Source organism: Streptomyces sp. MMG1533, from assembly GCF_001279775.1.
In the GTDB taxonomy this organism is placed as follows: domain Bacteria; phylum Actinomycetota; class Actinomycetes; order Streptomycetales; family Streptomycetaceae; genus Streptomyces.
On record NZ_LGDG01000001.1, the window covers coordinates 299,603 to 320,970 of the forward strand.

General features: G+C 70.8%; 19 protein-coding genes. 6 read left to right on the top strand and 13 right to left on the bottom strand.

Annotated elements, in window-relative coordinates; all coding sequences use genetic code 11:
• Positions 1 to 63: 63 nt before the first annotated feature.
• The 7 genes from pcaD to ADK57_RS01315 are packed head-to-tail and all read right to left on the bottom strand — an operon-like array spanning position 64 to position 6,550.
• A complete protein-coding gene (gene pcaD / locus ADK57_RS01285) occupies positions 64 to 1,197 on the bottom strand; it encodes a 3-oxoadipate enol-lactonase (protein ID WP_053747412.1) in 1,134 nt (377 codons plus the stop codon).
• Positions 1,194 to 2,552 (bottom strand): 3-carboxy-cis,cis-muconate cycloisomerase, encoded by a 1,359-nt coding sequence (pcaB, locus tag ADK57_RS01290; RefSeq protein ID WP_107091450.1) that lies wholly within the window; start codon positions 2,550 to 2,552, stop codon positions 1,194 to 1,196. The genes pcaD and pcaB overlap by 4 nt, the downstream gene beginning before the upstream one ends.
• Complete coding sequence (pcaG, locus tag ADK57_RS01295) at positions 2,549 to 3,154, bottom strand: protocatechuate 3,4-dioxygenase subunit alpha (protein ID WP_053747414.1); 606 nt, start codon at positions 3,152 to 3,154, stop codon at positions 2,549 to 2,551. Before pcaG ends, pcaB begins: the two co-directional genes overlap by 4 nt.
• Before the next feature lie 6 nt (positions 3,155 to 3,160).
• Positions 3,161 to 3,934, bottom strand: a complete 774-nt coding sequence (gene pcaH, locus ADK57_RS01300; RefSeq protein WP_053747415.1) for a protocatechuate 3,4-dioxygenase subunit beta — start codon at positions 3,932 to 3,934, stop codon at positions 3,161 to 3,163.
• 17 nt (positions 3,935 to 3,951) lie between these two features.
• On the bottom strand, positions 3,952 to 5,154 hold the full coding sequence (locus tag ADK57_RS01305; RefSeq protein ID WP_053747416.1) for a thiolase family protein: 1,203 nt from the start codon (positions 5,152 to 5,154) through the stop codon (positions 3,952 to 3,954).
• Entirely contained in the window at positions 5,151 to 5,795 is a 645-nt protein-coding gene (locus ADK57_RS01310) for a CoA transferase subunit B (protein WP_053747417.1), read from the bottom strand. The genes ADK57_RS01305 and ADK57_RS01310 overlap by 4 nt, the downstream gene beginning before the upstream one ends.
• Positions 5,795 to 6,550 carry a CoA transferase subunit A gene (locus ADK57_RS01315; protein ID WP_053747418.1) on the bottom strand — a complete coding sequence of 252 codons (756 nt, stop codon included), beginning with the start codon at positions 6,548 to 6,550 and terminating at the stop codon, positions 5,795 to 5,797. The genes ADK57_RS01310 and ADK57_RS01315 overlap by 1 nt, the downstream gene beginning before the upstream one ends.
• 242 nt (positions 6,551 to 6,792) lie before the next feature.
• Here ADK57_RS01315 and ADK57_RS01320 point away from each other — a divergent pair, with 242 nt between their 5' ends.
• The gene (locus ADK57_RS01320) at positions 6,793 to 7,260 is read left to right on the top strand and encodes a MarR family winged helix-turn-helix transcriptional regulator (protein WP_053747419.1); all 468 of its coding nucleotides are present in this window, start codon (positions 6,793 to 6,795) and stop codon (positions 7,258 to 7,260) included.
• A 67-nt stretch (positions 7,261 to 7,327) separates the two neighbouring features.
• On the opposite strand, the gene ADK57_RS01325 is transcribed toward ADK57_RS01320, so the two are convergent.
• Positions 7,328 to 8,317 carry a DUF3048 domain-containing protein gene (locus ADK57_RS01325; protein WP_053747451.1) on the bottom strand — a complete coding sequence of 330 codons (990 nt, stop codon included), beginning with the start codon at positions 8,315 to 8,317 and terminating at the stop codon, positions 7,328 to 7,330.
• Positions 8,318 to 8,507: 190 nt separating this feature from the next.
• On the opposite strand from ADK57_RS01325, the gene ADK57_RS01330 reads away from it, so the two are divergent.
• Positions 8,508 to 9,698: a zinc-dependent alcohol dehydrogenase gene (locus tag ADK57_RS01330; protein WP_053747420.1), complete on the top strand. Its 1,191-nt coding sequence runs from the start codon at positions 8,508 to 8,510 to the stop codon at positions 9,696 to 9,698.
• A gap of 1 nt (position 9,699) precedes the next feature.
• Here the strand turns inward: ADK57_RS01330 and ADK57_RS01335 are convergent, their stop codons facing one another.
• A complete protein-coding gene (locus tag ADK57_RS01335; RefSeq protein ID WP_053747421.1) occupies positions 9,700 to 10,767 on the bottom strand; it encodes an ATP-dependent DNA ligase in 1,068 nt (355 codons plus the stop codon).
• A gap of 74 nt (positions 10,768 to 10,841) precedes the next feature.
• Between ADK57_RS01335 and ligD the strand changes: the two genes are divergently transcribed.
• Positions 10,842 to 11,906: a non-homologous end-joining DNA ligase gene (ligD, locus tag ADK57_RS01340; protein ID WP_053747422.1), complete on the top strand. Its 1,065-nt coding sequence runs from the start codon at positions 10,842 to 10,844 to the stop codon at positions 11,904 to 11,906.
• Here ligD and ADK57_RS01345 read toward each other — a convergent pair.
• Positions 11,893 to 14,097: an OmpL47-type beta-barrel domain-containing protein gene (locus ADK57_RS01345; RefSeq protein ID WP_053747423.1), complete on the bottom strand. Its 2,205-nt coding sequence runs from the start codon at positions 14,095 to 14,097 to the stop codon at positions 11,893 to 11,895. The genes ligD and ADK57_RS01345 overlap by 14 nt on opposite strands.
• A complete protein-coding gene (locus ADK57_RS01350; protein WP_199830443.1) occupies positions 14,094 to 16,589 on the bottom strand; it encodes a ThuA domain-containing protein in 2,496 nt (831 codons plus the stop codon). Before ADK57_RS01350 ends, ADK57_RS01345 begins: the two co-directional genes overlap by 4 nt.
• A 189-nt stretch (positions 16,590 to 16,778) precedes the next feature.
• Between ADK57_RS01350 and ADK57_RS01355 the strand changes: the two genes are divergently transcribed.
• Complete coding sequence (locus tag ADK57_RS01355; protein WP_053747425.1) at positions 16,779 to 17,747, top strand: multicopper oxidase domain-containing protein; 969 nt, start codon at positions 16,779 to 16,781, stop codon at positions 17,745 to 17,747.
• Here ADK57_RS01355 and ADK57_RS01360 read toward each other — a convergent pair.
• Complete coding sequence (locus ADK57_RS01360; protein ID WP_053747426.1) at positions 17,740 to 18,597, bottom strand: hypothetical protein; 858 nt, start codon at positions 18,595 to 18,597, stop codon at positions 17,740 to 17,742. The two genes, ADK57_RS01355 and ADK57_RS01360, sit on opposite strands and share 8 nt — an antisense overlap.
• A gap of 197 nt (positions 18,598 to 18,794) precedes the next feature.
• Here ADK57_RS01360 and ADK57_RS01365 point away from each other — a divergent pair, with 197 nt between their 5' ends.
• A complete protein-coding gene (locus tag ADK57_RS01365) occupies positions 18,795 to 19,829 on the top strand; it encodes a LacI family DNA-binding transcriptional regulator (protein WP_053747427.1) in 1,035 nt (344 codons plus the stop codon).
• A 147-nt stretch (positions 19,830 to 19,976) separates the two neighbouring features.
• On the opposite strand, the gene ADK57_RS01370 is transcribed toward ADK57_RS01365, so the two are convergent.
• Positions 19,977 to 20,771, bottom strand: coding sequence for a VOC family protein (locus ADK57_RS01370; RefSeq protein WP_053747428.1), 795 nt, complete (start codon positions 20,769 to 20,771; stop codon positions 19,977 to 19,979).
• Positions 20,772 to 21,027: 256 nt separating this feature from the next.
• On the opposite strand from ADK57_RS01370, the gene ADK57_RS01375 reads away from it, so the two are divergent.
• On the top strand, positions 21,028 to 21,273 hold the full coding sequence (locus ADK57_RS01375) for a WhiB family transcriptional regulator (RefSeq protein WP_053747429.1): 246 nt from the start codon (positions 21,028 to 21,030) through the stop codon (positions 21,271 to 21,273).
• Positions 21,274 to 21,368: the final 95 nt, after the last annotated feature.

The window sequence follows — 21,368 nt, forward strand, 5'->3', positions numbered from 1 at the left end:
GCACGCGGCGGGGGCATCGGCGTGGTGCTCTTGAAGCTACGCCCGGCAGGGTCACCCTCCGGCTCACCCGGCGGCGGCGTCGTCGTCCTCCTCCGCCAGCACCTGCCGGGCGGTCGCGAACGCCGAGTTCGCCGCCGGAACCCCGCAGTACACGGCCGTCTGCAGCAGCACCGCGCCGATCTCCTCGGGCGTGAGGCCGTTGCGCCGTGCCGCCCGCACATGCATCGCCAGCTCGTCGTAGTGGCCGTGCGCGACCAGCGCCGTCAGCGTGATCATGCTGCGCTCACGGCGGCTGAGCGTCGGATCGGTCCAGATCTCGCCCCACGCGTAGCGCGAGATGAAGTCCTGGAATCGCGCGGTGAAGGGCGTCTGCCGGGCCTGCGCCCGGTCCACGTGCGCGTCCCCGAGGACCTCGCGCCGCACCTCCATACCGCGCCTGGCGCCACCGTCGAAGTGTGCCCGCAGGGCGGTCAGGACGGCCTCTGGGCACTGCGCGGGCGCCAGATGCGAGGCGCCCGGGATCTCCACCAGTGCGGCGCCCGGCACCGCGTCCGCGATCTCCCGCAGATGCGTCGGCGGGGTCGCGGGATCCTCGCGGCCGGCGACCAGCAGAGTGGGAGCGGAGATCTCCGCCAACCGCTCGCGCAGGTCGAACGCGCCCAGCGCGTCACAGCAGGCCGCGTACCCGTCGGGGTCGGCGTCCCGGTGGTCCTGGACGAGCTGTGGCACGGTGAACCCGGGTGTGAACCAGCGCGCGTCGGCGCTCTGCGCCAGCCACGCCATGCCCTCGCTCCGGACGCGTGCGGCCCGCTCCTCCCACGCCTTGGACCCGTTGAAGTGCGCGGACGAACAGATCACCGCGAGCGACGACACCCGCTGCGGATGGTGCACGGCCAGATGCAGCCCCACCGCGCCGCCCAGCGACACTCCGGCGTACGCGAACCGCTCGATGCCGAGGGAGTCGGCGAGCCTGAGCACCAGGTCGGCGAGATCACCGACGGTCGCCCCCGGCCCGATCAGGTCGGCCGCCGAACCGCCGTGTCCCGGCAGGTCCCAGCGGATCACCCGGTGGCTGACGGACAGCTCGGGAGCGACCTGGTCCCACAGGGCGTACGACGTGCCCAGCGAGGGCCCGAGCAGCAGTGAGGGAGCGGAAGCGGCCCCCTCGGCACGGTGGTTGAGGAGTGTGTCGGTCAACGTCGCTCCAGAGCACGGTCGGTGAGGACTCCGGCGGAGCCGGTGTAGCGGGCGGGGTCGGTGAGCTCGTCGAGGTCGATGTCCTTCAACTCGGGTTGCTCTGACAGGAGTTCGGCCAGGCTCCGCCCCTCGGCGTACGTACGCCGCGCGAGGTCCGTGAGCAGTTCCTTGGCGCGGGCGCGGCCGAGGACGGGCGCCAGCTCCGCGGACAGCCGCTCGGAGACGACCAACCCGTGGGTGAGGTCGAGGTGTTCGCGCATGACGTCCGCGTGGACCCGCAGTCCCTCGGTCAGTTCGGCCGCGTCGCGCGCGGCGCCGCCCACCAGCCGGAGCAGGTCCCGCAGCGGCTCCCACTCGGCGTGCCAGGCCCCGGCCGGCCGCTCGTCCTCGGCGACCAGCGAGCCGTACAGCGTGGCCGCGAGCTGCGGCGCCCGCCTGGCGGCGGCGGCGATCAGCGTGGACCGTACGGGGTTCGCCTTGTGCGGCATGGCCGACGAGCCGCCGCCGCTGCCCTCCGTGACCTCGGCGATCTCGGTCCGGGACAGCGTGAGCACGTCCACGGCGAGCTTGCCCAGGGCCCCCGCCGCGAAGGCCAGACAGCCGGCGAGGTCGGCGATCGGGGTGCGGAGGGTGTGCCAGGGCAACGCCGGTGCGGCGAGCCCGGCCTCCCGGGCGCAGTCCGTCGGCAGTGCGGTCGCGTCCTGAGCTCCGTAGGCGGTGAAGGCCGCCAATGTCCCGGCCGCACCGCCGAGTTGGGCGGGCAGCGAGTTCCGGACGGGCCGTACCCGATCCCGCGCGTCGAGCACCAGCGACCGCCACCCGGCGGCCTTCAGCCCGAACGTCGTGGGCACGGCGTGCTGGGTCAGCGTCCGCCCCGGCATCGCGGTGTCACGGTGCTCGGCGGCCAGCCGGGCCAGCGCCCGCTCGGTGCGGCCGAGGTCGTCGAGGATCAGGTCCAGCGTGCGCCGGGCGACCAGCATCATCGCCGTGTCCAGGATGTCCTGGCTGGTCGCACCCCGGTGGACGTACGGCCCGAACTCCTCGCCCACTTCCTTCGTCAGATCGGCGACCAGCGGAATGACGGGATTCCCGCCGCCCCGGGCACGCTCCGCCAGCGACCGTACGTCGAAACGGCCGGCGTCGGCCGCTTCGGTCACCACCGTCGCCGCCTCGGCCGGGGCGAGCCCGCGCGCGGCCTGCGCGCGGGTCAGGGCCGCCTCCGCGTCCAGCAGCGCCTGCAGGCAGGCCCGGTCGCTGGTCGCGTACGCGGCCGGGGAGCCTGCCCACCCGGGGGCGAGCAGGCCGGTGTCCGTTCCTTCCGGGGGCACCTCCCGCCCGAGGGGTGGGGGAGTCACTCGAACTCCAGGAAGACCGTCTCGCCTTCGCCCTGAAGGCGGATGTCGAAGCGGTACGTTCCGTTGCCCCCGTCGGTGGCGATCAGCGTGTCGCGTCGTTCCGGGGCCAACTGCGCGAGCAGCGGGTCCGCGGCGAGCGCCGCCTCGTCGCCCGGCAGGTAGATCCGGGTGAACAGGTGCACCAGCAGCCCGCGCGCGAAGACGCACACGCTGAGGTACGGGGCGCTCCGGCCCCGCGCACCGGGCCTGAGGGTCCGCGCCGACCAGTGGCCGCCGGCGTCGGTCTGGATGCGGCCCCAGCCGGTGAACTCCACGCCGTTGCGGCCGAGGAAGCCGCCGCTGGCCGGGTCACGCCGCATCGAGCCGTCGACCGTCGGCAGGTTGCCGTCGGGGTCGGGACCCCACAGCTCCACGAACGCGTCCGGCAGCGCTCTGCCCTCGCCGTCGTACACGTGCCCGTGCACGGCGATCGTGTCCGGGTGGCCGACCGGGGCGATGTCGCCGCCGCCGGGGAACGGCAGGGCGTGGCCGTAGAAGGGGCCGACCGTGTGGGACGGGGTGGGCAGCACGGTCTCCGGACGACTTGTGTCGATCTTCGTCATGGCAGGTCAGCGTCCTTCTTCGATCCAGGTGGCGTTCGGCCCGTCGAGCACGATGTCCCAGTGGTAGCCCATCGAGAACTCCGGCACCGACAGGCTGTGGTCGTATGTCGCGACCAGCCGCTGCCGGGCCGCGTCGTCCGTCACCGACTGGATGATCGGGTCGTAGGGGAACAGCGGATCGCTCGGGAAGTACATCTGCGTCACGAGCCGCTGCGTGAACGCCGAACCGAACAGCGAGAAGTGGATGTGCGCCGGCCGCCAGGCGTTGACGTGCTGACGCCACGGGTACGGGCCCGGCTGGACGGTCGTGAAGCGGTAGAAGCCGTTGTCGTCGCTCAACGTGCGGCCGACGCCGGTGAAGTTCGGGTCCAGCGGGGCGTCGTGCTGCTCTCGCTGGTGGGCGTAGCGCCCGGCCGAGTTCGCCTGCCAGATCTCGACCAGCTGGCCGCGGATCGGGCGCCCGCTGCGGTCCAGGAGGCGCCCGGAGACGGTGATGCGTTCGCCGATCGGCTCGCCGGTGTGCTGCCGGGTCAGGTCGTTGTCGATCTCGGTGATGTCCCGCTCCCCGAAGGCGGGCGAGGACAGCTCCACCAGCTCCGGGTCTTTGCTCACGTCGATCGCGATCGGCGGCTGCTTGGGGTGCCGTAGGACCGAGGAGCGGTACGGGGCGTAGTCGCGGCGCGGCTGGTGCTCGACGGGGGCGCCGTCGGCGACGCGCTTCTCGTACGCGGCGTGCTCGGCCGCGATCTCCAGGTCGATGTCCGCTTGGGTGAGAGTCATGGGGGTTCCTAAGCTTCCTAGCGCTCGAGGACGAGGGCGAGGCCCTGGCCCACGCCGATGCAGAGGGTGGCGACGCCGATTCCACTGCCCTTGCGGGCGAGCTGGTGGGCGACCGTACCGGCGAGACGGGCACCGGACGCGCCGAGCGGGTGGCCGAGGGCGATGGCACCGCCCTGCGGGTTGAGGATCGCCGGGTCGAACTCGGGCCATTCGGCGACACAACCCAGCACCTGGGCGGCGAACGCCTCGTTCAGCTCCAGCACTGACAGGTCGTCAAAGCCCTTGCGTGCCTTGGCGAGTGCGCGGTTGACGGCCTCGACGGGGGCAAGGCCGAAGTAGTGCGGGTCGAGGGCGGAGACACCGGTCGCCAAGACCCGGGCCAGCGGTTCACGGCCGGTGGCCCGCAGGCCCTCCTCGTCGACGAGGAGCAGGGCGGCGGCGCCGTCGTTCAACGGTGATGCGTTGCCGGCGGTGACCGTTCCCCCGGAGCTACGGAAGGACGGCTTGAGCCTGGCCATGGCGCTCAGCGACGCGTCCGGCCGTACGCACTCGTCGGCGCCGAAGACCACCGGCTCGCCCTTGCGCTGCGGGATCGGCACCGGCGCGAGCTCGGCGTCGAACAGGCCCGCCTGCTGGGCGCGCGCCGCCTTCCGGTGGCTGTTCAGCGCGAACTCGTCCTGCTGGTCACGGCTGATCTTGTGCTTCTCGGCGATGAGCTCGGCCGACTCGCCCAGCGGGACCGTCCACTGCGGCTCCATCCTGGGGTTGACCATGCGCCAGCCCAGCGTGGTGGAGTACAGCTCGGCGTGCCCGGCCGGGAACGGCTTGTCCGACTTGGGCAGCACGTACGGCGCCCGGGTCATCGACTCCACGCCGCCCGCCACGGCGATGGAGGCGTCCCCGACCGCGATGGCGCGGGCCGCCTGGATCACGGCCTCCAGGCCCGACGCGCACAGCCGGTTGACGGTGACACCCGGCACGGACGTGGGCAGGCCGGCAAGGAGCGCCGCCATTCTGCCCACGTTGCGGTTCTCCTCACCGGCGCCGTTGGCGTTGCCGAAGTACACGTCCTCGATCCGGGACGGGTCCAACTCGGGTGTACGGCCGAGCAGTTCACGGATGGCGTGCGCACCCAGGTCGTCGGGGCGGACGGCGGCGAGGGCGCCGCTGTAGCGGCCGATCGGGGTGCGGACGGCGTCGACGATGTAGACGTTCTTCACCGCAGGCCCTCCGCGACGGTCAGCTTGGCGTCGGTCTTGGCCGTGATCTCGTCGACGCTCACGCCGGGCGCGGTCTCGACGAGTACCAGGCCGTCCTGCGTGACGTCCAGGACGCCGAGGTCGGTGATGATCCGGTTCACACACGCCTTACCCGTGAGCGGCAGCGCGCACTCGGCGAGGATCTTCGGGGAGCCGTCCTTCGCGGTGTGGGTCATCACGACGATGACCGTGCGGGCGCCGTGGACCAGGTCCATCGCCCCGCCGATCCCGGTGATCATCTTGCCGGGGATGGCCCAGTTGGCCAGGTCGCCCGTCTCGGACACCTGCATGGCACCGAGCACGGCGACGTCGATGTGCCCGCCGCGGATCATGGAGAACGACAGCGCGGAGTCGAAGAAGGAGGCGCCGGGCAGCACGGTGACGGTTTCCTTGCCCGCGTTGATCAGATCGGGGTCGACCTGGTCCTCGGTGGGGTAGGGGCCGGTGCCCAGGATCCCGTTCTCCGACTCGAGGATCACCTCGACGCCCGGCGGGAGGTAGTTGGGGATCAGCGTCGGCAGGCCGATGCCGAGATTGACGTACTGGCCGTCCGCCAGCTCGCGCGCGGCCCGCGCGGCCATCTGTTCACGCGTCCAGGCCATCAGGAACTCACCGTCCGCTTCTCGATGCCCTTGTCGGCTGCCTGCTCCGGGGTGAGTGCCACCACCCGTTGTACGAAGATTCCCGGCAGGTGCACCGCGTCCGGCTCGATCTCCCCGGGCTCCACCAGCTCCTCCACCTCGGCGATCGTGATCCGGCCCGCCATGGCGGCGAGGGGGTTGAAGTTGCGGGTGGACCTGTTGAAGACCAGGTTCCCGTGGCGGTCGCCCTTCGCCGCCCGTACCAGCGCGAAGTCGGTGCGGATCCCGTGCTCCAGGACGTATTCCACGCCGTCGAACTCCCGCACCTCCTTCGGCGGTGAGGCGAGCGCGACGCCGCCCTGACCGTCGTAGCGCCACGGCAGTCCGCCGTCGGCGACCTGCGTGCCCACGCCCGCCGGTGTGAAGAACGCGGGGATCCCCGCGCCGCCGGCCCGCAGCCGCTCGGCCAGCGTGCCCTGCGGGATCATCTCGACCTCGAGCTCCCCGCCCAGGTACTGGCGGGCGAACTCCTTGTTCGCGCCTATGTACGAGCCGGTCACCCGGGCGATCCGCCCGGCCGACAGCAGCACGGCTAGGCCCGAGTCCATCGCCCCGCAGTTGTTCGAGACGACGCTCACGTCGGTGACCCCCCGCGCGTACAGCGCCTGGATCAGCACGTTGGGCACACCGCTCAGCCCGAAACCGCCCACGGCGAGCGACGCACCGTCCGGCACATCGGCCACCGCCTCCAGGGCCGTGGCGACCACCTTGTCCATCCGTGAAGCCCCATCCCGTCCGAGCACCCGTCCACGAATTAGTCAGGGCACTGATTATTTCAGCGAGGTGTCCTTCACGCTGCCACCGGAGGGGCGAGGCGTCAAGACCCAGGAGAAATACGAGGTCAGTTCACATGTGCGTGCCGCAGACAGTCGAGTCGCCGCCCGGTATTGTTCAGTGCACCAACGAATCAGTGCATCAATGAATCAGTGCATCAACGCATACGACCTCGGGAGCGCAGATGGCCGCGCTGGACCTCACGACCCACCCCGGGCACCTGGCCCGGCGGCTCCAGCAGGCGCACTACCTGCTGTGGAACACGATGGTCTCCGAGGAGATCACCTCGCCGCAGTTCGCGGTCCTCAACGCGCTCGTCGGGGAACCGGACCGCCTGGACCAGCGGACCGTCGGGGAACGCGTGGGGCTGGACCGGTCGACCATCGCCGAGGTGATCAGCCGGCTCGGCCGGCGCGGGCTCCTCGACAAGGTGCGCGACCCGCAGGACGGCCGCCGCTTCCTGCTGCGCCTCACCGAGGAGGGCCTGCGCACCCACCGCAAGCTGACCGTGCGCACGGCCCGGATGAACCAGGTCTTCCTGGCCCCGCTCTCCGCCGAGGAGCAGACCGTGTTCTTCGACCTCATCCGGCGCGTCTCGGACGCGGCCGAGGGGCTCCGCAACCCGACGGAACCTCTTGTCACCCAGCGCTGAACCGCAGCCCCGGGCCCGCCGCTCGAACCCGCTGCTTGAACCCGCAGCCCCGAACCCGCTCAGCGGCTCACGACGCCTTGGCGAAGACCACCCACACCTGGCCCTTGGCGAAGTTCACCGGCGTACCGCCGCTGGTCGTGAACTCGGTGCCCTCCGCGGCCTCCGGCCGCGACCAGTTCACGTCGTAGGCCCGGCCGTCGCGCAGCACCTCCGCCTTCCCGGAGCCGACGGTCTCGGTGTACGGCGTGTTGTTGCCGAGGAAGTCGTAGAAGGCCGACTCGCGCACCTTCACGTACTGCACGACGACCGTCGCCGGTGCCACCCGCTTCCCGTCGCTCGTCACGGTCGGCGTCCCGTCCATCGACACCAGCCAGCGGGACCGGTCCGCGGACCAGGTGAAGGTGAAACTCGCCGACGGGTAGCGCACGGTCCGGGAGGTCTCCGGCTGCCCGCCGGAAGGTGCGGTGCCGTAGTGGAAGCCGGTGGTCAGCGCGTCTGTGCCGGGAGCGGCGGACAGCAGCCGGTCCGGGCGCAGGAAGAGGTTGTGCGGTGCGGACCTGTCGGTGCCGCGGTAGTAGGCGCCGGACACCTTGCCGGGAGTCTGCACGACCAGCGGCGCGTTGTTGATCAGCGGCATCAGCTTGCCCTGGGCCCCGGAGAAGGCCAGCGTCGGCTGCTCGAACTGGCGCAGCAGCTCCAGGTCCGACTCGCGGGCGCTGCGCACGGGCCCGACGGCCTTCGGCAGCTTGGTCGCGTAGAGGGCCATCAGCCGGCTCATCCCGCCCTCGACCTGCTCGGCGTACACGATGTCGGCGGAGTTCAGGCCCGTCTGGGGCCGCGCCGTGCGGGCGTTGTCGATCTTCACGGCGAGTACGGAACCGGCGGCGGCGCCGCTCTGGCTCCCGCCGCCGCTCTCGGTGGGCGTGCGCAGCTGTCCGCGCCCGTCCTCGACCGTGCCGCGTCCGCCCGTACAGCCCGCCACCAGCGAGGCGGTCGCCGCGACGGCGAGCAGCGCCACCGCCGTAGCAGCGCGCCGCGTGCGCGCTCCGTGTCCCATGCTCACCGTGGCCACCATTCTCTTGCCATTGATTGTGCGCTTATAAGTTCATTCGTGGCCATACCCGATCGAATCTGATTACCGGCGTTTACTACGCCGATCGGCCCAGGTGCGGTGGTTCGCCGGGTGGAGTTCGGGTACCCGGGCGCAACGCAGACCGGACGCGCCGATGTGAACTGGGGAGCGTGCGATGAAGGCAGTGACCTGGCAGGGCAAGCGGGACGTGCGGGTGGAGAACGTGCCCGATCCGACGATCCAGGAGCCGACGGACGCCGTCATCCGCATCACCTCCACCGGGCTGTGCGGCTCCGACCTGCATCTGTACGAGGTGCTTACCGCGTTCATGACACCAGGCGACATCCTCGGTCACGAGCCGATGGGCATCGTCGAGGAGGTCGGCGCCGGGGTGCCGGACCTCGCGGCCGGCGACCGGGTCGTGGTGCCCTTCCAGATCGCCTGCGGCAACTGCTGGATGTGCATGACCGGACTGCCGACGCAGTGCGAGACCACCCAGGTCACCGGCGAGGGCATGGGCGCCGCCCTCTTCGGCTACACCCGCCTGTACGGCTCCGTACCGGGCGCCCAGGCCGAGTACCTGCGCGTCCCGCAGGCGCAGTTCGGGCCGATCAAGGTCCCCGAGGGCCCGCCCGACGACCGCTTCGTCTACCTCTCCGACGTCCTGCCCACCGCCTGGCAGGCGGTCGCCTACGCGGACGTCCCGCAGGGCGGCAGCGTTGCCGTGCTGGGCCTAGGGCCCATCGGCGACATGGCCTGCCGCATCGCCCAACTGCGCGGCGCCGGGCGGGTGTTCGGCGTGGACCTGGTGAGCGAGCGGCTGCGCCGGGCACGGTCGCGGGGTGTGGAGACGTACGACCTGCGGAGCCTGGACAACGAGAAGGAACTCGTCCAGGCGATCCGCGACGAGACGGACGGCCGCGGCCCCGACGCCGTGATCGACGCCGTGGGCACCGAGGCCCACGGCAGCGCCGCCGCCCGCATGGCCCAGCAGGCCTCGGCCCTGCTGCCCCGGAAGATCGGCGGGCCGTTCGCGGAACGCTTCAGCGTCGACCGGCTGGCCGCCCTCCACACCGCCATCGAACTGGTCCGCCGGGGCGGCACGCTCTCACTCGTCGGTGTGTACGGCGGCATGGCCGACCCGCTGCCGATGCTCACGATGTTCGACAAGCAGATCCAGATCCGGATGGGCCAGGCGAACGTGCGCCGCTGGAGCGACGAGATCCTCCCGTACCTCACCGACGAGGACCCCCTCGGCGTCGACGACTTCGCCACCCACCGGCTGCCGCTCAGCGAGGCGCCGCACGCGTACGAGATGTTCCAGCGCAAGCGGGAGGGCGCGGTCAAGGTGCTGATGACGCCGTGAGTCAGGAGGCGCCGAGGATCTCGCCGAGGTCGTAGCGCACCGGCTCCTCCAGTTGTGCGTACGTGCAGCTCTCGGGCGTCCGGTCGGGGCGCCAGCGGCGGAAGCGGGCCGTGTGCCGGAAACGCGCACCGTTCTCCATGTGGTCGTAGGCCACCTCGGCCACCCGTTCCGGCCGCAGCGGCACCCAGGAGAGGTCCTTCTTGCCGGACCAGCGGCTGGGCGCCCCGGGCAGCCGGGCCGTCTCGTGCGCCGCCTCCTCGGCCCAGGCCGCCCACGGGTGTCCCCCGACGTCGTCCATGCGCAGCGGCTCCAGCTCCTCGACCAGCTCGGCGCGCCGCTTCATGGGGAACGCGGCGGAGACGCCGACGTGCTGGAGGGCGCCGCGGTCGTCGTACAGGCCGAGCAGGAGCGAACCGACCACCGGGCCGCTCTTGTGGAAGCGGTAGCCCGCGACCACGACGTCCGCGGTCCGCTCGTGCTTGATCTTGAACATGGCCCGCTGGTCCTGGAGGTAGCGCACGGTGAGCGGCTTGGCGACGACACCGTCCAGGCCGGCTCCCTCGTACTGCTCGAACCACTGCCGCGCCACGTCGATGTCGGTCGTCGCCGGCGCCACGTGCACGGGGGCCGTCGCGTCGGCCAGCGCCGTGGTCAGCAGCGCGCGCCGGTCGCCGAGCGGCGCGTCCAGCAACGAATCGTCCGCCAGCGCCAGCAGGTCGAAGGCCACGAACGAGGACGGCGTCCTCTCCGCCAGCATCCGCACCCGGGAGTCCGCCGGGTGGATGCGCTCGGTCAGCGCGTCGAAGTCCAGCCGCCCCTCCCGGGCGATGACGATCTCCCCGTCCAGCACGCACCGCGCGGGCAACCGCTCCTTGAGCGCCGCCACCAGCTCCGGGAAGTACCTGGTGAGCGGCTTTCCGGTACGGCTGCCCAGCTCGACCTCGGTCCCGTCGCGGAACACGATCGCCCGGAACCCGTCCCACTTCGCCTCGTAGTGCATGTCCGGCGGAATCCTCGCCACCGACTTGGCGAGCATGGGCTTCACGGGCGGCATCACCGGCAGATCCATGCTCCGATTCTGCACGCGTACGCCCCGAAACGCCCGGTGTGCGAGGTGTGCGCGGTACGCCTACCGTGGCTCGCATGGGCGAAGCGGTGGAACTGGAGGCAGGCGGCCGGACGGTACGGCTGTCCAGCCCGGACAAGGTCTTCTTCCCGGAGCGCGGCTTCACCAAGCTGGACCTCGCCCGCTACTACCAGGCCGTCGCCCCCGGCATCCTGCGCGCCCTGCGCAACCGCCCCACCACCCTGGAGCGCTACCCGGACGGCGTGAACGGCGAGTCCTTCTTCCAGAAGCGGGCGCCGAAGAACATGCCCGACTGGATCCCGACCGCGCACATCACCTTCCCCAGCGGCCGCAGCGCCGACGAGATGTGCCCCACCGAGGAGGCCGCCGTACTGTGGGCGGCCCAGTTCGGCACCCTCACCTTCCACCCCTGGCCGGTGCGCCGCGACGACGTGGACCGCCCCGACGAACTCCGCATCGACCTCGACCCGCAGCCCGGCACCGACTACGCCGACGCGGTCCGCGCCGCCCACGAACTGCGCGCGGTGCTCGACGAGTTCGGCGGCCTGCGCGGCTGGCCCAAGACGTCCGGCGGCCGGGGACTGCACGTCTTCGTGCCGATCGCACCGAGCTGGACCTTCACCCAGGTCCGGCGCTCCGCCATCGCCGTCGGGCGGGAGATGGAACGCCGGATGCCGGACCACGTCACCATCAAGTGGTGGAAGGAGGAGCGGGGCGAGCGCATCTTCGTCGACTACAACCAGACGGCCCGGGACCGCACGATCGCCTCCGCCTACTCCGTACGGCCGCGCCCGCACGCCCCGGTCTCGGCGCCTCTGCGCTGGGCGGAGGTGGATGAGGCGCATCCCCGGGACTTCGACATCGCGACCATGCCCGCGCGCTTCGCCGAACTCGGCGACGTGCACGCGGACATGGACGACCACGCCTTTTCTCTCGAGGCACTCCTGGAACTGGCGCGCCGTGACGAACACGATCACGGGCTCGGTGATCTGCCGTACCCGCCCGAGTATCCGAAGATGCCGGGAGAGCCCAAGCGGGTACAGCCGAGCCGGGCGAAGAAGGGGGAGCCCTCGCCGGCAGCCCCGCCGGAGGCACCCCCTTCGGGACCTACAGCTCCTTGATGCGGATGTCCCGGTACGAGATCACGTCCGTCGTGCCGTGCACCTGGAGCCCGAGGTAGCCGGAGGCGAACCGCCGCCCGTCCGTGCCCGGGTCGTCCGCACGCGGTGGCGTGAACTCCTGACCGCCGATGTTGTCGAACTCGTTGATCAGCACGCCGTTGCGGTAGACCGAGTAGTGCTGGTCGACCACGCGGATCTCGTAGTCGTTCCAGGTGCCCTTCCGGGTGACGCCGGCCCCGGCGAGTCCCACCCGGTCGAAGCCGTAGACCGAGCCCGTCTTGTACATGTCCCCGTCGGGCCGGTCGAGCACCTGCACCTCGTGCCCGTACTTGATGGCGACCCACTCAGGCCGCGACTCCTCCGGGTGGTCGTGCACCCACGGGAACCGCACGAACACACCGGAGTTGGCGTTGCCGGTGCCCGGGGCGTCGTCACGCCACTGGAGCCTGAGCGAGAAGTCGGCGTACTTGCGCTGCGGGTACCACAGCATGCCGAGTCCGGCCTTCGTGGTGCCGGAGGTGATCGACCCGTCGGGGTTCGGTGCGAACGAACCGCCGCCCACCTGCTGCCACTTGGCGAAGGACTCCGCGCTGCCGTCGAGGATCGTGCGATAGCCCTCGGTCTGGCCAGGCCTGCCGATCCCGGACTGACGGGCGGCCTTCTGGATTGCGTTGTCCTCGCGCTGGTCGACGACGCCTTCCTTCAGGAGTGTGTCGAGGACCGTCCTGACGTGCTTCAGGAACAGCGCGTGGGACGTCCACTCCTTCTCGTCCTCGATCAACTCGTTGATCCGGCACCGGTTGTCGGTGACCCGGTTCGGTACGCCCGAGTCGACCGTGCCGACGATGACCGTCGACCGCTCGTCGTACTCGGGGCAGTCGGGTGCGGGCACCCCGCCTCCGGCCACCACCGTGAAGCTCACGGTGCGTGCCGCGGAGGTGTTGCCCGACTTGTCGATCGCCCGGTACGCCACGGTGTGCGGGCCGGCACGGTCGACGACCACGGGAATGCTGTATGCAATGTACGGTCCACTGTCGAGCGAATACTCGATCCGGTCGACACCCGAGCCGCCCTCGTCCGTCGCACTCACGGTCACTTCGGCCTTCCCGACGTACGCCCCGTCGGAGTTCCGCGTGCCGTCGACGCTCACGCCGGTCGTCGGCGGGGTGGTGTCCTGCGGTGCCGCCGCGACGACCGTGAACTGCACGCTCCTCTCGGCGGCGACGTTGCCCGCCTTGTCGGTGGCCCGGTAGCGCACGGTGTGGGTGCCGAGCTGGTGCACCATCACGGGGGCGGTGTACGGCTGCCAGGCCCCGGAGTCGACGGCGTACTCGATGGTGTTGACGCCGGAGCCGGTGTCGGAGGCGCTCACGGTGACCGTCGCCATGTCGACGTACGTCCCGTCGGCGTTCTGCTCACCACTCACCGTCGCCGAGGTGTCCGGCGGTGTCGTGTCGTCCGAGGGTGGGGCGACGACCGTGAACTCGACGCTCTTCTCCGCCGACGCGTTGCCCGCCTTGTCGAGGGCGCGGTAGCGGATCTTGTGGCTGCCGACCTGGTCGACGACGACGGGTGCCGTATACGGTAGCCAGTCGCCCGCGTCGCCGACCGCGTACTGTATGCCGTCGACACCGGACCCGCCGTCGTCGGTCGCGCTGATCCCGACGCTCGCCGAGCCGACGTACTCGCCCTGCGCGTTCTGGGCGCCGGTCACCCGCGCGGCCGTCTCGGGAGGTGTCGTGTCCTCGCCGCCGCCCTCGGTCACCACGAGGATGCCCTGCATCTGGCCGTGGCCGGGAATCGTGCAGTGGTAGAAGTAGCGGCCCGGGGTGAGCGTGACCTCGGCGGTGTGGCGGCCGCCCTGGTCGTCGCCCGGGTTGGCGAGGATGTTGAGCTGGACGTCGCTGTTGAACTCCGGATCGTTCGTCACGAACGTCAAGGTGTGCGGCATGCCGGTGGTGTTGCCGGTGGCCGTGCTGTTCTCGAAGACGATCGTCGCCGCCCCCGCCACGGCCGTCGTCGGCGCCGAGTTGTACTTGGTGATGTCGTCGCCGGCGGTCCAGGTGAGCACCTGGGCGGCGGCCTGCTCCTGGGGCTGCCGGGGCTGCCCTGCTGCGGGCAGCGCCTGCAGCCCGAGTATCACGAGTAGCGCGGCCAACAAGGCCGTCCGGATTCTTCGGTGCCGTGTCACTGCGTCCCCCTCGCCAGCTGGTCGACGGCCGGAGTCGGCCCGCCGCCCGTGTAGGTGACCCGCCACAGCGCCGACTTGGCGTCCGAGGTGAAGAAGCCACGGCCGTAGTCGAGGACGTACAACGCGCCGTCCGGACCGAACTTCCAGTCCATGAGGTTCCTGATGCCGTCGTTGCCGACCGGCACGATCTTCTTCAGGGACTCCGAGTGGACCGGCAGACCGCCGGCGCCATGGTTCTTCGGATCGGTGATGACCGCGTTGCGCGGCTGGTCGGCGTCGTAGAAGTCGCCGACGAACCACTTGCCGTCCCAGTAGGACGGCCACTTGGTCGCGCTGGTGCTCGCCGCGTCGTACCGGTAGACCGGCCCGTTCATCGCGGCCTGGCCGCCGCCCTTGAGCCACGGCAGGAGATAGGTGGCCTCCTCCTGCTTGTAGGACGGGACGCCGTTCGCGTCGCGCGGGAAGTCCGGGGCGCCGCCCTGGGGCGAGTACCAGATGTTGTTGCCGGTGACGGCGGGCAGGTCGACGAGGCCGTCGTTGTTCGGCGACTCGTTCTTCGGGTGGTCGCAGTCGTACCAGCCCAGCGGCTGGGTCGGATCGGGCAGGTTGCGGTCCCGGTAGGGCTGCTTGTTGCCCATGCAGTACGGCCAACCGCGGTTGCCCGCCTCGGTGATGACGGCGAAGGTGTCGTACTTGGCGGGGCCCCAGGTCGTGGAGGGCGCACTCGCGTCCGGGCCGACCCAGCCCGCGTACAGGATGTCGGTCTTCCGGTCGACGAAGATGCGCGCCGGGTTGCGGACGCCCATCACATAGATCTCGCCGCGTGTCTTGCCGCCGCCCTCGTCGGTTTCCCTGCCGGTGAAGAGGTTGCCGTCCGGGAGGGTGTACGTCCCGTCGGGTTCCGGATGGATGCGCAGGATCTTGCCGTTGAGGTTGTTGGTGTTGCCTGCGGTGCGGCGCGCGTCGGCGAAGGAGACGCCCTTGTAGTTGGGCTGCGGGTTGTTGCCCGAGTAACCGCCGCTGAAGCCGCTGGAGTTGTTGTCACCGGTGGCGATGTACAGGTTGCCCTTGGAATCCCACGTCATCCCGCCGCCCGCATGGCAGCAACTGTGGATCTGCACCGGCCACTTGAGCAGCACCTTCTCGCTGCCCAGGTCCAGCTTGTCGGTGGCGGGGTCGAGCGTGAAGCGGGAGACGCGCCGCTCGGCCATCCGCGTGTCGCGGTTGATCTGCGCGTGCGGCGTGTAGTGCAGGTACACCCAGCCGTTCTGCTCGAAGCGCGGGTCGAGCTCGATGCCGAGCAGGCCCTCCTCGACCTTGACCAGTTCGTCGCCGCCGCCCTTGTTGCCGAAGACCGTCAACTCGCCTGCCAGCGTGACCTTCTTGGTCGCGGGGTCGTAGACGTGGATCTCGCCCTTGCCCTTGCCGATGTCGGGGTTGTTCCAGTCGGTGATCACGGGCTGGGAGGAGTCGGCGCCGCCCCGGCCGATGTACAGCACGCGGCCGTCCGGCGCGGTGACCAGGCCGTGCGGCTCGCCGATCTGGTCGTTGTGCCCGGGCTGGTTGGGCTGGGTGAGCCGCTCCGCCTTGTAGTTGCCGTTGACGGTCGCCTTGCAGTCGGCCTGCACCAGCCGGGTGGTCCACAGCAGCGCGCCGCGCAGGTGCGCACGGAAGTCCGTCTCGTCGTACGACGACACCGTGCCGCCCATGCCGGTGTAGAAGGAACGCCCGCCGTCGTAGTCCCGGCACCAACTCACCGGATGGTCCCAGCCGTTGGCGCCCGCACCCGGCTGGTATGTCGACTCCCGTACACGGGCGACGGTATGCACGTCACCCGACGGGTTCTTCACCCAGTTGAGCCACTGGTCGGGGCGTTTCCACTGGAGCGGCAGGTCCTTGGTGGCCGGGTGCTGCCGGTCACCGACCTCGACGGTGGCCCGCTGCACGTTCGCCGGACCGGCGGCGGCCGGGCGGGCGCCGACGAGGCCGGTGAACCAGTCCGAGTACGGCTCAGCGCGGGCCGCGTCGTGGATGCCGACGAAACCGCCGCCGGCCTCCATATAGGCCTCCAGGCCCGCTTCCTGCTCGGGATCGAGGACGTCCCCGCCGCCGGTCAGGAAGACGATCGCGTTGAAGCGGCCCAACCTCGCCTCGTCGGTGAAGACCGCGGAGTCGCCCGTGGCCTCGACCTTGAAGCGCTGGTTCGCCGGACCGGACAGGCCGATCCGCTCGATCGCCTCGATGCCGGCGTTGACGACCGGCGACTCGTCCCCGGCCGCCGCGGAACCGTGGAAGATCAGCACCCGTACGTTCGCGCCGCCCGGCGGCGACTTGACGGACATCGTTGTCGGGGACGGCTCCGGGGCCGGACGCGCGTTCGCTGCGGGCCCCGACAGCAGTCCGGCGGCGACGACCCCGGCGGTCACCGTGGCCGCCCAGGTCCGTCTTCTCCTGCTTCTCGTGCTTCTTGCGCTCAACCCTCGTAAGTGCATGGGCACCTCCTCGGTCACAGCAACAGCGCGATGGAAGCTAGACCTCTTTGCGCAACTCGCCAATACCTATGACCGAGATGAGCCGAACTTTGTCCTGAGTGTGGATAAACAGCAGGGCGGCCGGTACGGTCTCACAGGTTCATCACAGGTACGTCTCCGCAAGTTCCGTATCAGGGTGGGGAGTTCCGCATGGACAGACGCGGGTTCAACCGACGAGTACTGCTGGGCGGCGCGGTCGTCGCGACATCGTTGTCCCTGGGGCCCGAGGCCGTGAGTGCCGACGCGCCGGCGAAGACCGCCCCTGCCGGAGGCGAGGTGAAACACATCAAGCTCTACGCCGAGCAGCTCGCCGACGGACAGATGGGCTACGGCCTCGAGAAGGGGAAGGCGACGATCCCCGGACCGCTGATCGAGCTCAACGAGGGCGACACCCTGCACATCGAGTTGGAGAACGCGACGGATGTACGGGCGAGCCTGCATGTGCACGGCCTGGACTACGAAATCTCCAGCGACGGCACGAAGTTGAACAAGAGCGACGTCGAGCCCGGCGGCACCCGCACCTACACCTGGCGCACCCACGCCCCCGGCCGTCGCAAGGACGGCACCTGGCGGGCGGGCAGCGCCGGCTACTGGCACTACCACGACCACGTCGTCGGCACGGAGCACGGGACCGGCGGCATCCGCAAGGGCCTGTACGGGCCGGTGATCGTCCGCCGCAAGGGAGACGTCCTGCCGGACCGGACCCACACGATCGTCTTCAACGACATGCTGATCAACAACAAGCCCGCCCACTCGGGGCCCGACTTCGAAGCCACGGTGGGCGATCGGGTCGAGTTCGTGATGATCACGCACGGCGAGTACTACCACACCTTCCACCTGCACGGTCACCGCTGGGCGGACAACCGTACGGGCACGCTCACCGGGCCCGACGACCCCAGTCAGGTCGTCGACAACAAGATCGTGGGTCCGGCCGACTCCTTCGGATTCCAGGTGATCGCGGGGGAGGGGGTGGGGGCCGGAGCGTGGATGTACCACTGCCATGTGCAGAGCCACTCCGACATGGGGATGGTCGGACTGTTCCTCGTGAAGAAGGCGGACGGGACGATCCCCGGGTACGAGCCGCACGAGCCCCACGAACACGGGCAGGGCGTCAGCTGATGTCGAGGACGGCCCATTCGACGCAGGGCCGTTCCTGGACGTAGAGGCGCGGCCCACGGGCGACGACACGACAGCGGGCGAGGCCGGTGCCGTCGGGGTGCAGGAGCCGGCGCTCCTCCACGGGTTCGACCGAGGTTTCGGTGAGGTCGCCGAGCACGAGCCTGTTCTGGTTGTCGCCGTACCCGCCGAAGAACGCGACGCGGCTGCCGTGCACGACCACTGCGGACGCGCTCCTGACCGGCGTCGTGCGCGCCGTCGCCGGCCTGCCGTCGCGCACTTCGAGAAGGGGGAAGTCCGGGTACGGGTACGCCCAGACCGCGCGCCGGTCCACGTTGAGGGCGTAGCACTCCAGGATCCAGTCGATGCTGGTCGTCGAGCTGTGCTGCCACAGGGGTGAGCCCGTACTGCTCCAGCACCGGAGCCCCGGCTCGCTGAGCGGGTCGTCGCCGACGCCCTCGTCGAAGTAACCCACCCACAGGTTGCCGGACTCGTCGGTCAGCAGGTGCTCGATGCCGTCGCCGACCGCGAACGTCCATGAGGGGCGGCCGGGCGGGTCGAAGACCTGCACGTGTTCGTCGCCCTTGCGGCGGCGGGAGTCCGCGACGACGAAGCCGCCGTCGGGCAGCGCGTCGACCTTCGGGAAGCGAGCCCGCACCGAAGCGAGATACGTCTCGTACGCGCGGCCGTCCTCGACGGTGACGATCACGGCGTCGTAGAGATCGCCCGGCCCGCGCGCCTCGCGCAGCAGCCAGTGCGCGCGGCCGAAGGCGTCGACGGTGCTGTGCAGGACGTTCCGGTCGCGGTACGCGCGAGGGAGCCGGGCGTACGCCGTGAGGCGGTCAGCGGCCATGGGCCTGTCTTGTGGTCATGCGGGGATCCTGCGGCTGCCGGGAGCGGTGGCGCAAGCGGAATTCGGTGCGCCAGGAGTTGTCACCAGGTGATCCGAGAACCCGCCCGCAACCGGATTTCCACCTTCCGAGAGCGCTCTCACCCCCGCTCCCCACCAGGGCTATCCTGATCCGCACCCCGCCGATGAGGAGCCCCGAAGTGACCGAGACAGCGCCGCGTCCCACGCTGGAGGCCGTGGCCGCGCGGGCCGGGGTCTCGCGGGCCACCGCCTCGCGGGTGGTCAACGGCGGGGACGGGGTCAGGGAGCCCCTCGTGGAGCGGGTCCGGCGGGCGGTGGACGAGCTCGGATACGTGCCCAACCAGGCTGCCCGCAGCCTGGTGACGAAGCGGCACGACGCCGTCGCCGTCGTGGTCGCCGAACCGGAGACCCGCGTCTTCGCCGACCCCTTCTTCGCCCTGCAACTGCGCGGCATCAGCAAGGAGTTGACGGCGCTCGACAATCAGCTCGTGCTGCTGCTCACCGAGGGCCAGGGCGACCACGCCCGGGTCGGCCGCTATCTCGCCGGCGGCCATGTCGACGGGGCGCTGGTGTTCTCGCTGCACCTCGACGACCCACTGCCCGGCCTGATCCGGCGGGCCGGCGTGCCGACCGTCTTCGGCGGCCGCCCCGGCTGGAGCGACGGTGACGGCGGTGACGTCGTGTACGTCGACAGCGACAACCGCGGCGGCGCCCGCGACGCCGTACGCCATCTCGTCGGCCTCGGCCGCACCCGCGTCGCGCACATCACCGGCCCGCTCGACCAGACCTCGGCGGCGGACCGGCTCGACGGGTACCGGGACGTCATGGCCGACGCCGACCCGCGACTGGTCGTGCCGGGCGACTTCACCCCGGCCGGCGGCGAGCGGGCGATGCGTGAACTCCTCGACCACTGCCCCGACGTGGACGCGGTGTTCGCCGCCAACGACCTCACCGCCGCCGGAGCCCTGCGCGTACTGCGCGAGTGCGGGCGGCGCGTGCCCGAGGACGTCGCCGTGATCGGCTTCGACGACATGCTGCCCGTCGCCGAACAGACCGACCCACCCCTCACGACGGTCCGTCAGGACATAGAGGAGATGGGCCGGTTGATGGCCCGCCTGCTCCTGCGAGGGCTCGACCGCCACAACACCGGCGAGGAGCCGCCGCAGTCCGGCGTCGTCCTGCCGACGACACTGGTCCGGCGCGCCTCGGCCTGACCTCACCGCGCCCGCTGCACGGGCGGCGACCCCGTCGAGGGCACCGACCGCGCGGGCCGGTGCCTCTCCTTGCGCCTACGCGCGCCCCGCCCCGGCCGCATCCGCTGAGCGCCGCGCCTACGCCTGCCCCCGCTACGCCCGCCCCCGCTACGTCTGTTGCTGCGGCGGCGTGCTCTTGATCACCGCGAAGCGGGCCCCGTACGGGTCGGCGAGCTCGGCTATGCGGCCGACGTCCTCCAGGTCCGTTGCAGGGAGTCGGACCGTGCCGTCCCGCTCCAGCGCCGTGCTGACGGCCGCGTCCGTGTCCGGGACCTCGAAGTACGGCAGCCAGGCCCCGGCCGCCGCCCTGGTCGGGTCGTCCTCCAGCGGGACGATGCCGCCGAACATGGCGTCCGGCTCGGTCCCCGACGGGTGGACGGTGGTGTAGGTGCCCCCGGCGAAGGTGAGTGCGGAGGTCTCCCAGTCGAACAGCCGGTTGTAGAACCCGGCGGCCGCGGGAAGGTCCGGCGTGTACAGCTCCAGCCAGCACAGCGAGCCCTGCTCCTGCACGACGTCCAGGCCCTTGTTCGCGGCGGGCTGCCAGATGCCGAAGGCCACGCCCGCCTGGTCGGCGAGGATCGCCACCCGGCCCTGGTCCATGACGTCCATGGGCTGCATCAGCACCGAGCCGTGCGTCTGCTCGGCCGCCTTCGCGGTGGCGTCCGCGTCCGGGGTCTGGAAATAAACGGTCCAGGACGGCGGGCCCTGGTCCGGGGTGGTCTGCATGCCGCCCGCGGCCGTCCTCCCGTCGAGCTGGAAGAAGCCGTAGCCGCCGGCCTCGGGCCCGCCCGACTGGAAGTGCCAGCCGAACAGGCTGCCGTAGAAGGAGGAGGCGCCCTCGATGTCGGGTGTGCCGAGATCGAGCCAGTTCGGAGCGCCGGTGACATAACGGGTGGTGAGCATCTCTGCCCTCCTTTGAAGGGTCCCGTTGCCTGCACTGCCGAGTCTTGCACCGCCCACTGACAATCGCGCGGGGCATGACCGACGGATCCGGTCACCTTGAGTGCCCAGGGGAACTCATCTTGTCGTACGTCGTTCCGCGCGCCGCCGTGCGCCCGGGTGTCCGGCCGGGTCATCATCGGTCGGCCGGAGGCCGTGCGGCGGCGGCGTTGATCGCACGTTGATGGAATGTTTTTCGCGCCCCGGCACGATCTCGCACATGCACATCGACACCATCACCCCGGCCGACCTCGCCTGGCAGAAGCAGGCGCTGTGCGCGCAGACAGGGGCGGACTTCTTCTTTCCCGAACCGGGCAGCTCGGTGCGCGAGGCGAAGCGCATCTGCGGCATGTGCGAGATGCGCTCCGCCTGCCTGGAATACGCCCTGTCCAACGACGAGCGCTTCGGCGTCTGGGGCGGCCTGTCCGAGAAGGAACGGCTGCACCTCAGGCGTACCGGCGACTAGAAGGTCGATGAAGATCTTGGTGAGGGGCTGTCCGGCCGTCAGGCCGGACAGCCCCTCCGGTCATGCACCGGCGGGTGCGAGGTGCCAGGTGCCAC

What these genes read in the sequence shown, in the direction of transcription:
- ADK57_RS01375 (WP_053747429.1), top strand. Translation starts at nt 21,028, where the DNA reads ATGCACATCGACACCATCACCCCGGCCGACCTCGCCTGGCAGAAGCAG.
- ligD (WP_053747422.1), top strand. Translation starts at nt 10,842, where the DNA reads ATGGGCGAAGCGGTGGAACTGGAGGCAGGCGGCCGGACGGTACGGCTG.
- ADK57_RS01355 (WP_053747425.1), top strand. Translation starts at nt 16,779, where the DNA reads ATGGACAGACGCGGGTTCAACCGACGAGTACTGCTGGGCGGCGCGGTC.
- pcaG (WP_053747414.1), bottom strand. Translation starts at nt 3,154, where the DNA reads ATGACGAAGATCGACACAAGTCGTCCGGAGACCGTGCTGCCCACCCCG.
- pcaH (WP_053747415.1), bottom strand. Translation starts at nt 3,934, where the DNA reads ATGACTCTCACCCAAGCGGACATCGACCTGGAGATCGCGGCCGAGCAC.
- ADK57_RS01370 (WP_053747428.1), bottom strand. Translation starts at nt 20,771, where the DNA reads ATGCTCACCACCCGTTATGTCACCGGCGCTCCGAACTGGCTCGATCTC.
- ADK57_RS01330 (WP_053747420.1), top strand. Translation starts at nt 8,508, where the DNA reads ATGAAGGCAGTGACCTGGCAGGGCAAGCGGGACGTGCGGGTGGAGAAC.
- ADK57_RS01320 (WP_053747419.1), top strand. Translation starts at nt 6,793, where the DNA reads ATGGCCGCGCTGGACCTCACGACCCACCCCGGGCACCTGGCCCGGCGG.
- ADK57_RS01310 (WP_053747417.1), bottom strand. Translation starts at nt 5,795, where the DNA reads ATGGCCTGGACGCGTGAACAGATGGCCGCGCGGGCCGCGCGCGAGCTG.
- ADK57_RS01325 (WP_053747451.1), bottom strand. Translation starts at nt 8,317, where the DNA reads ATGGGACACGGAGCGCGCACGCGGCGCGCTGCTACGGCGGTGGCGCTG.
- ADK57_RS01350 (WP_199830443.1), bottom strand. Translation starts at nt 16,589, where the DNA reads ATGCACTTACGAGGGTTGAGCGCAAGAAGCACGAGAAGCAGGAGAAGA.
- ADK57_RS01315 (WP_053747418.1), bottom strand. Translation starts at nt 6,550, where the DNA reads ATGGACAAGGTGGTCGCCACGGCCCTGGAGGCGGTGGCCGATGTGCCG.
- ADK57_RS01360 (WP_053747426.1), bottom strand. Translation starts at nt 18,597, where the DNA reads ATGGCCGCTGACCGCCTCACGGCGTACGCCCGGCTCCCTCGCGCGTAC.
- ADK57_RS01335 (WP_053747421.1), bottom strand. Translation starts at nt 10,767, where the DNA reads ATGGATCTGCCGGTGATGCCGCCCGTGAAGCCCATGCTCGCCAAGTCG.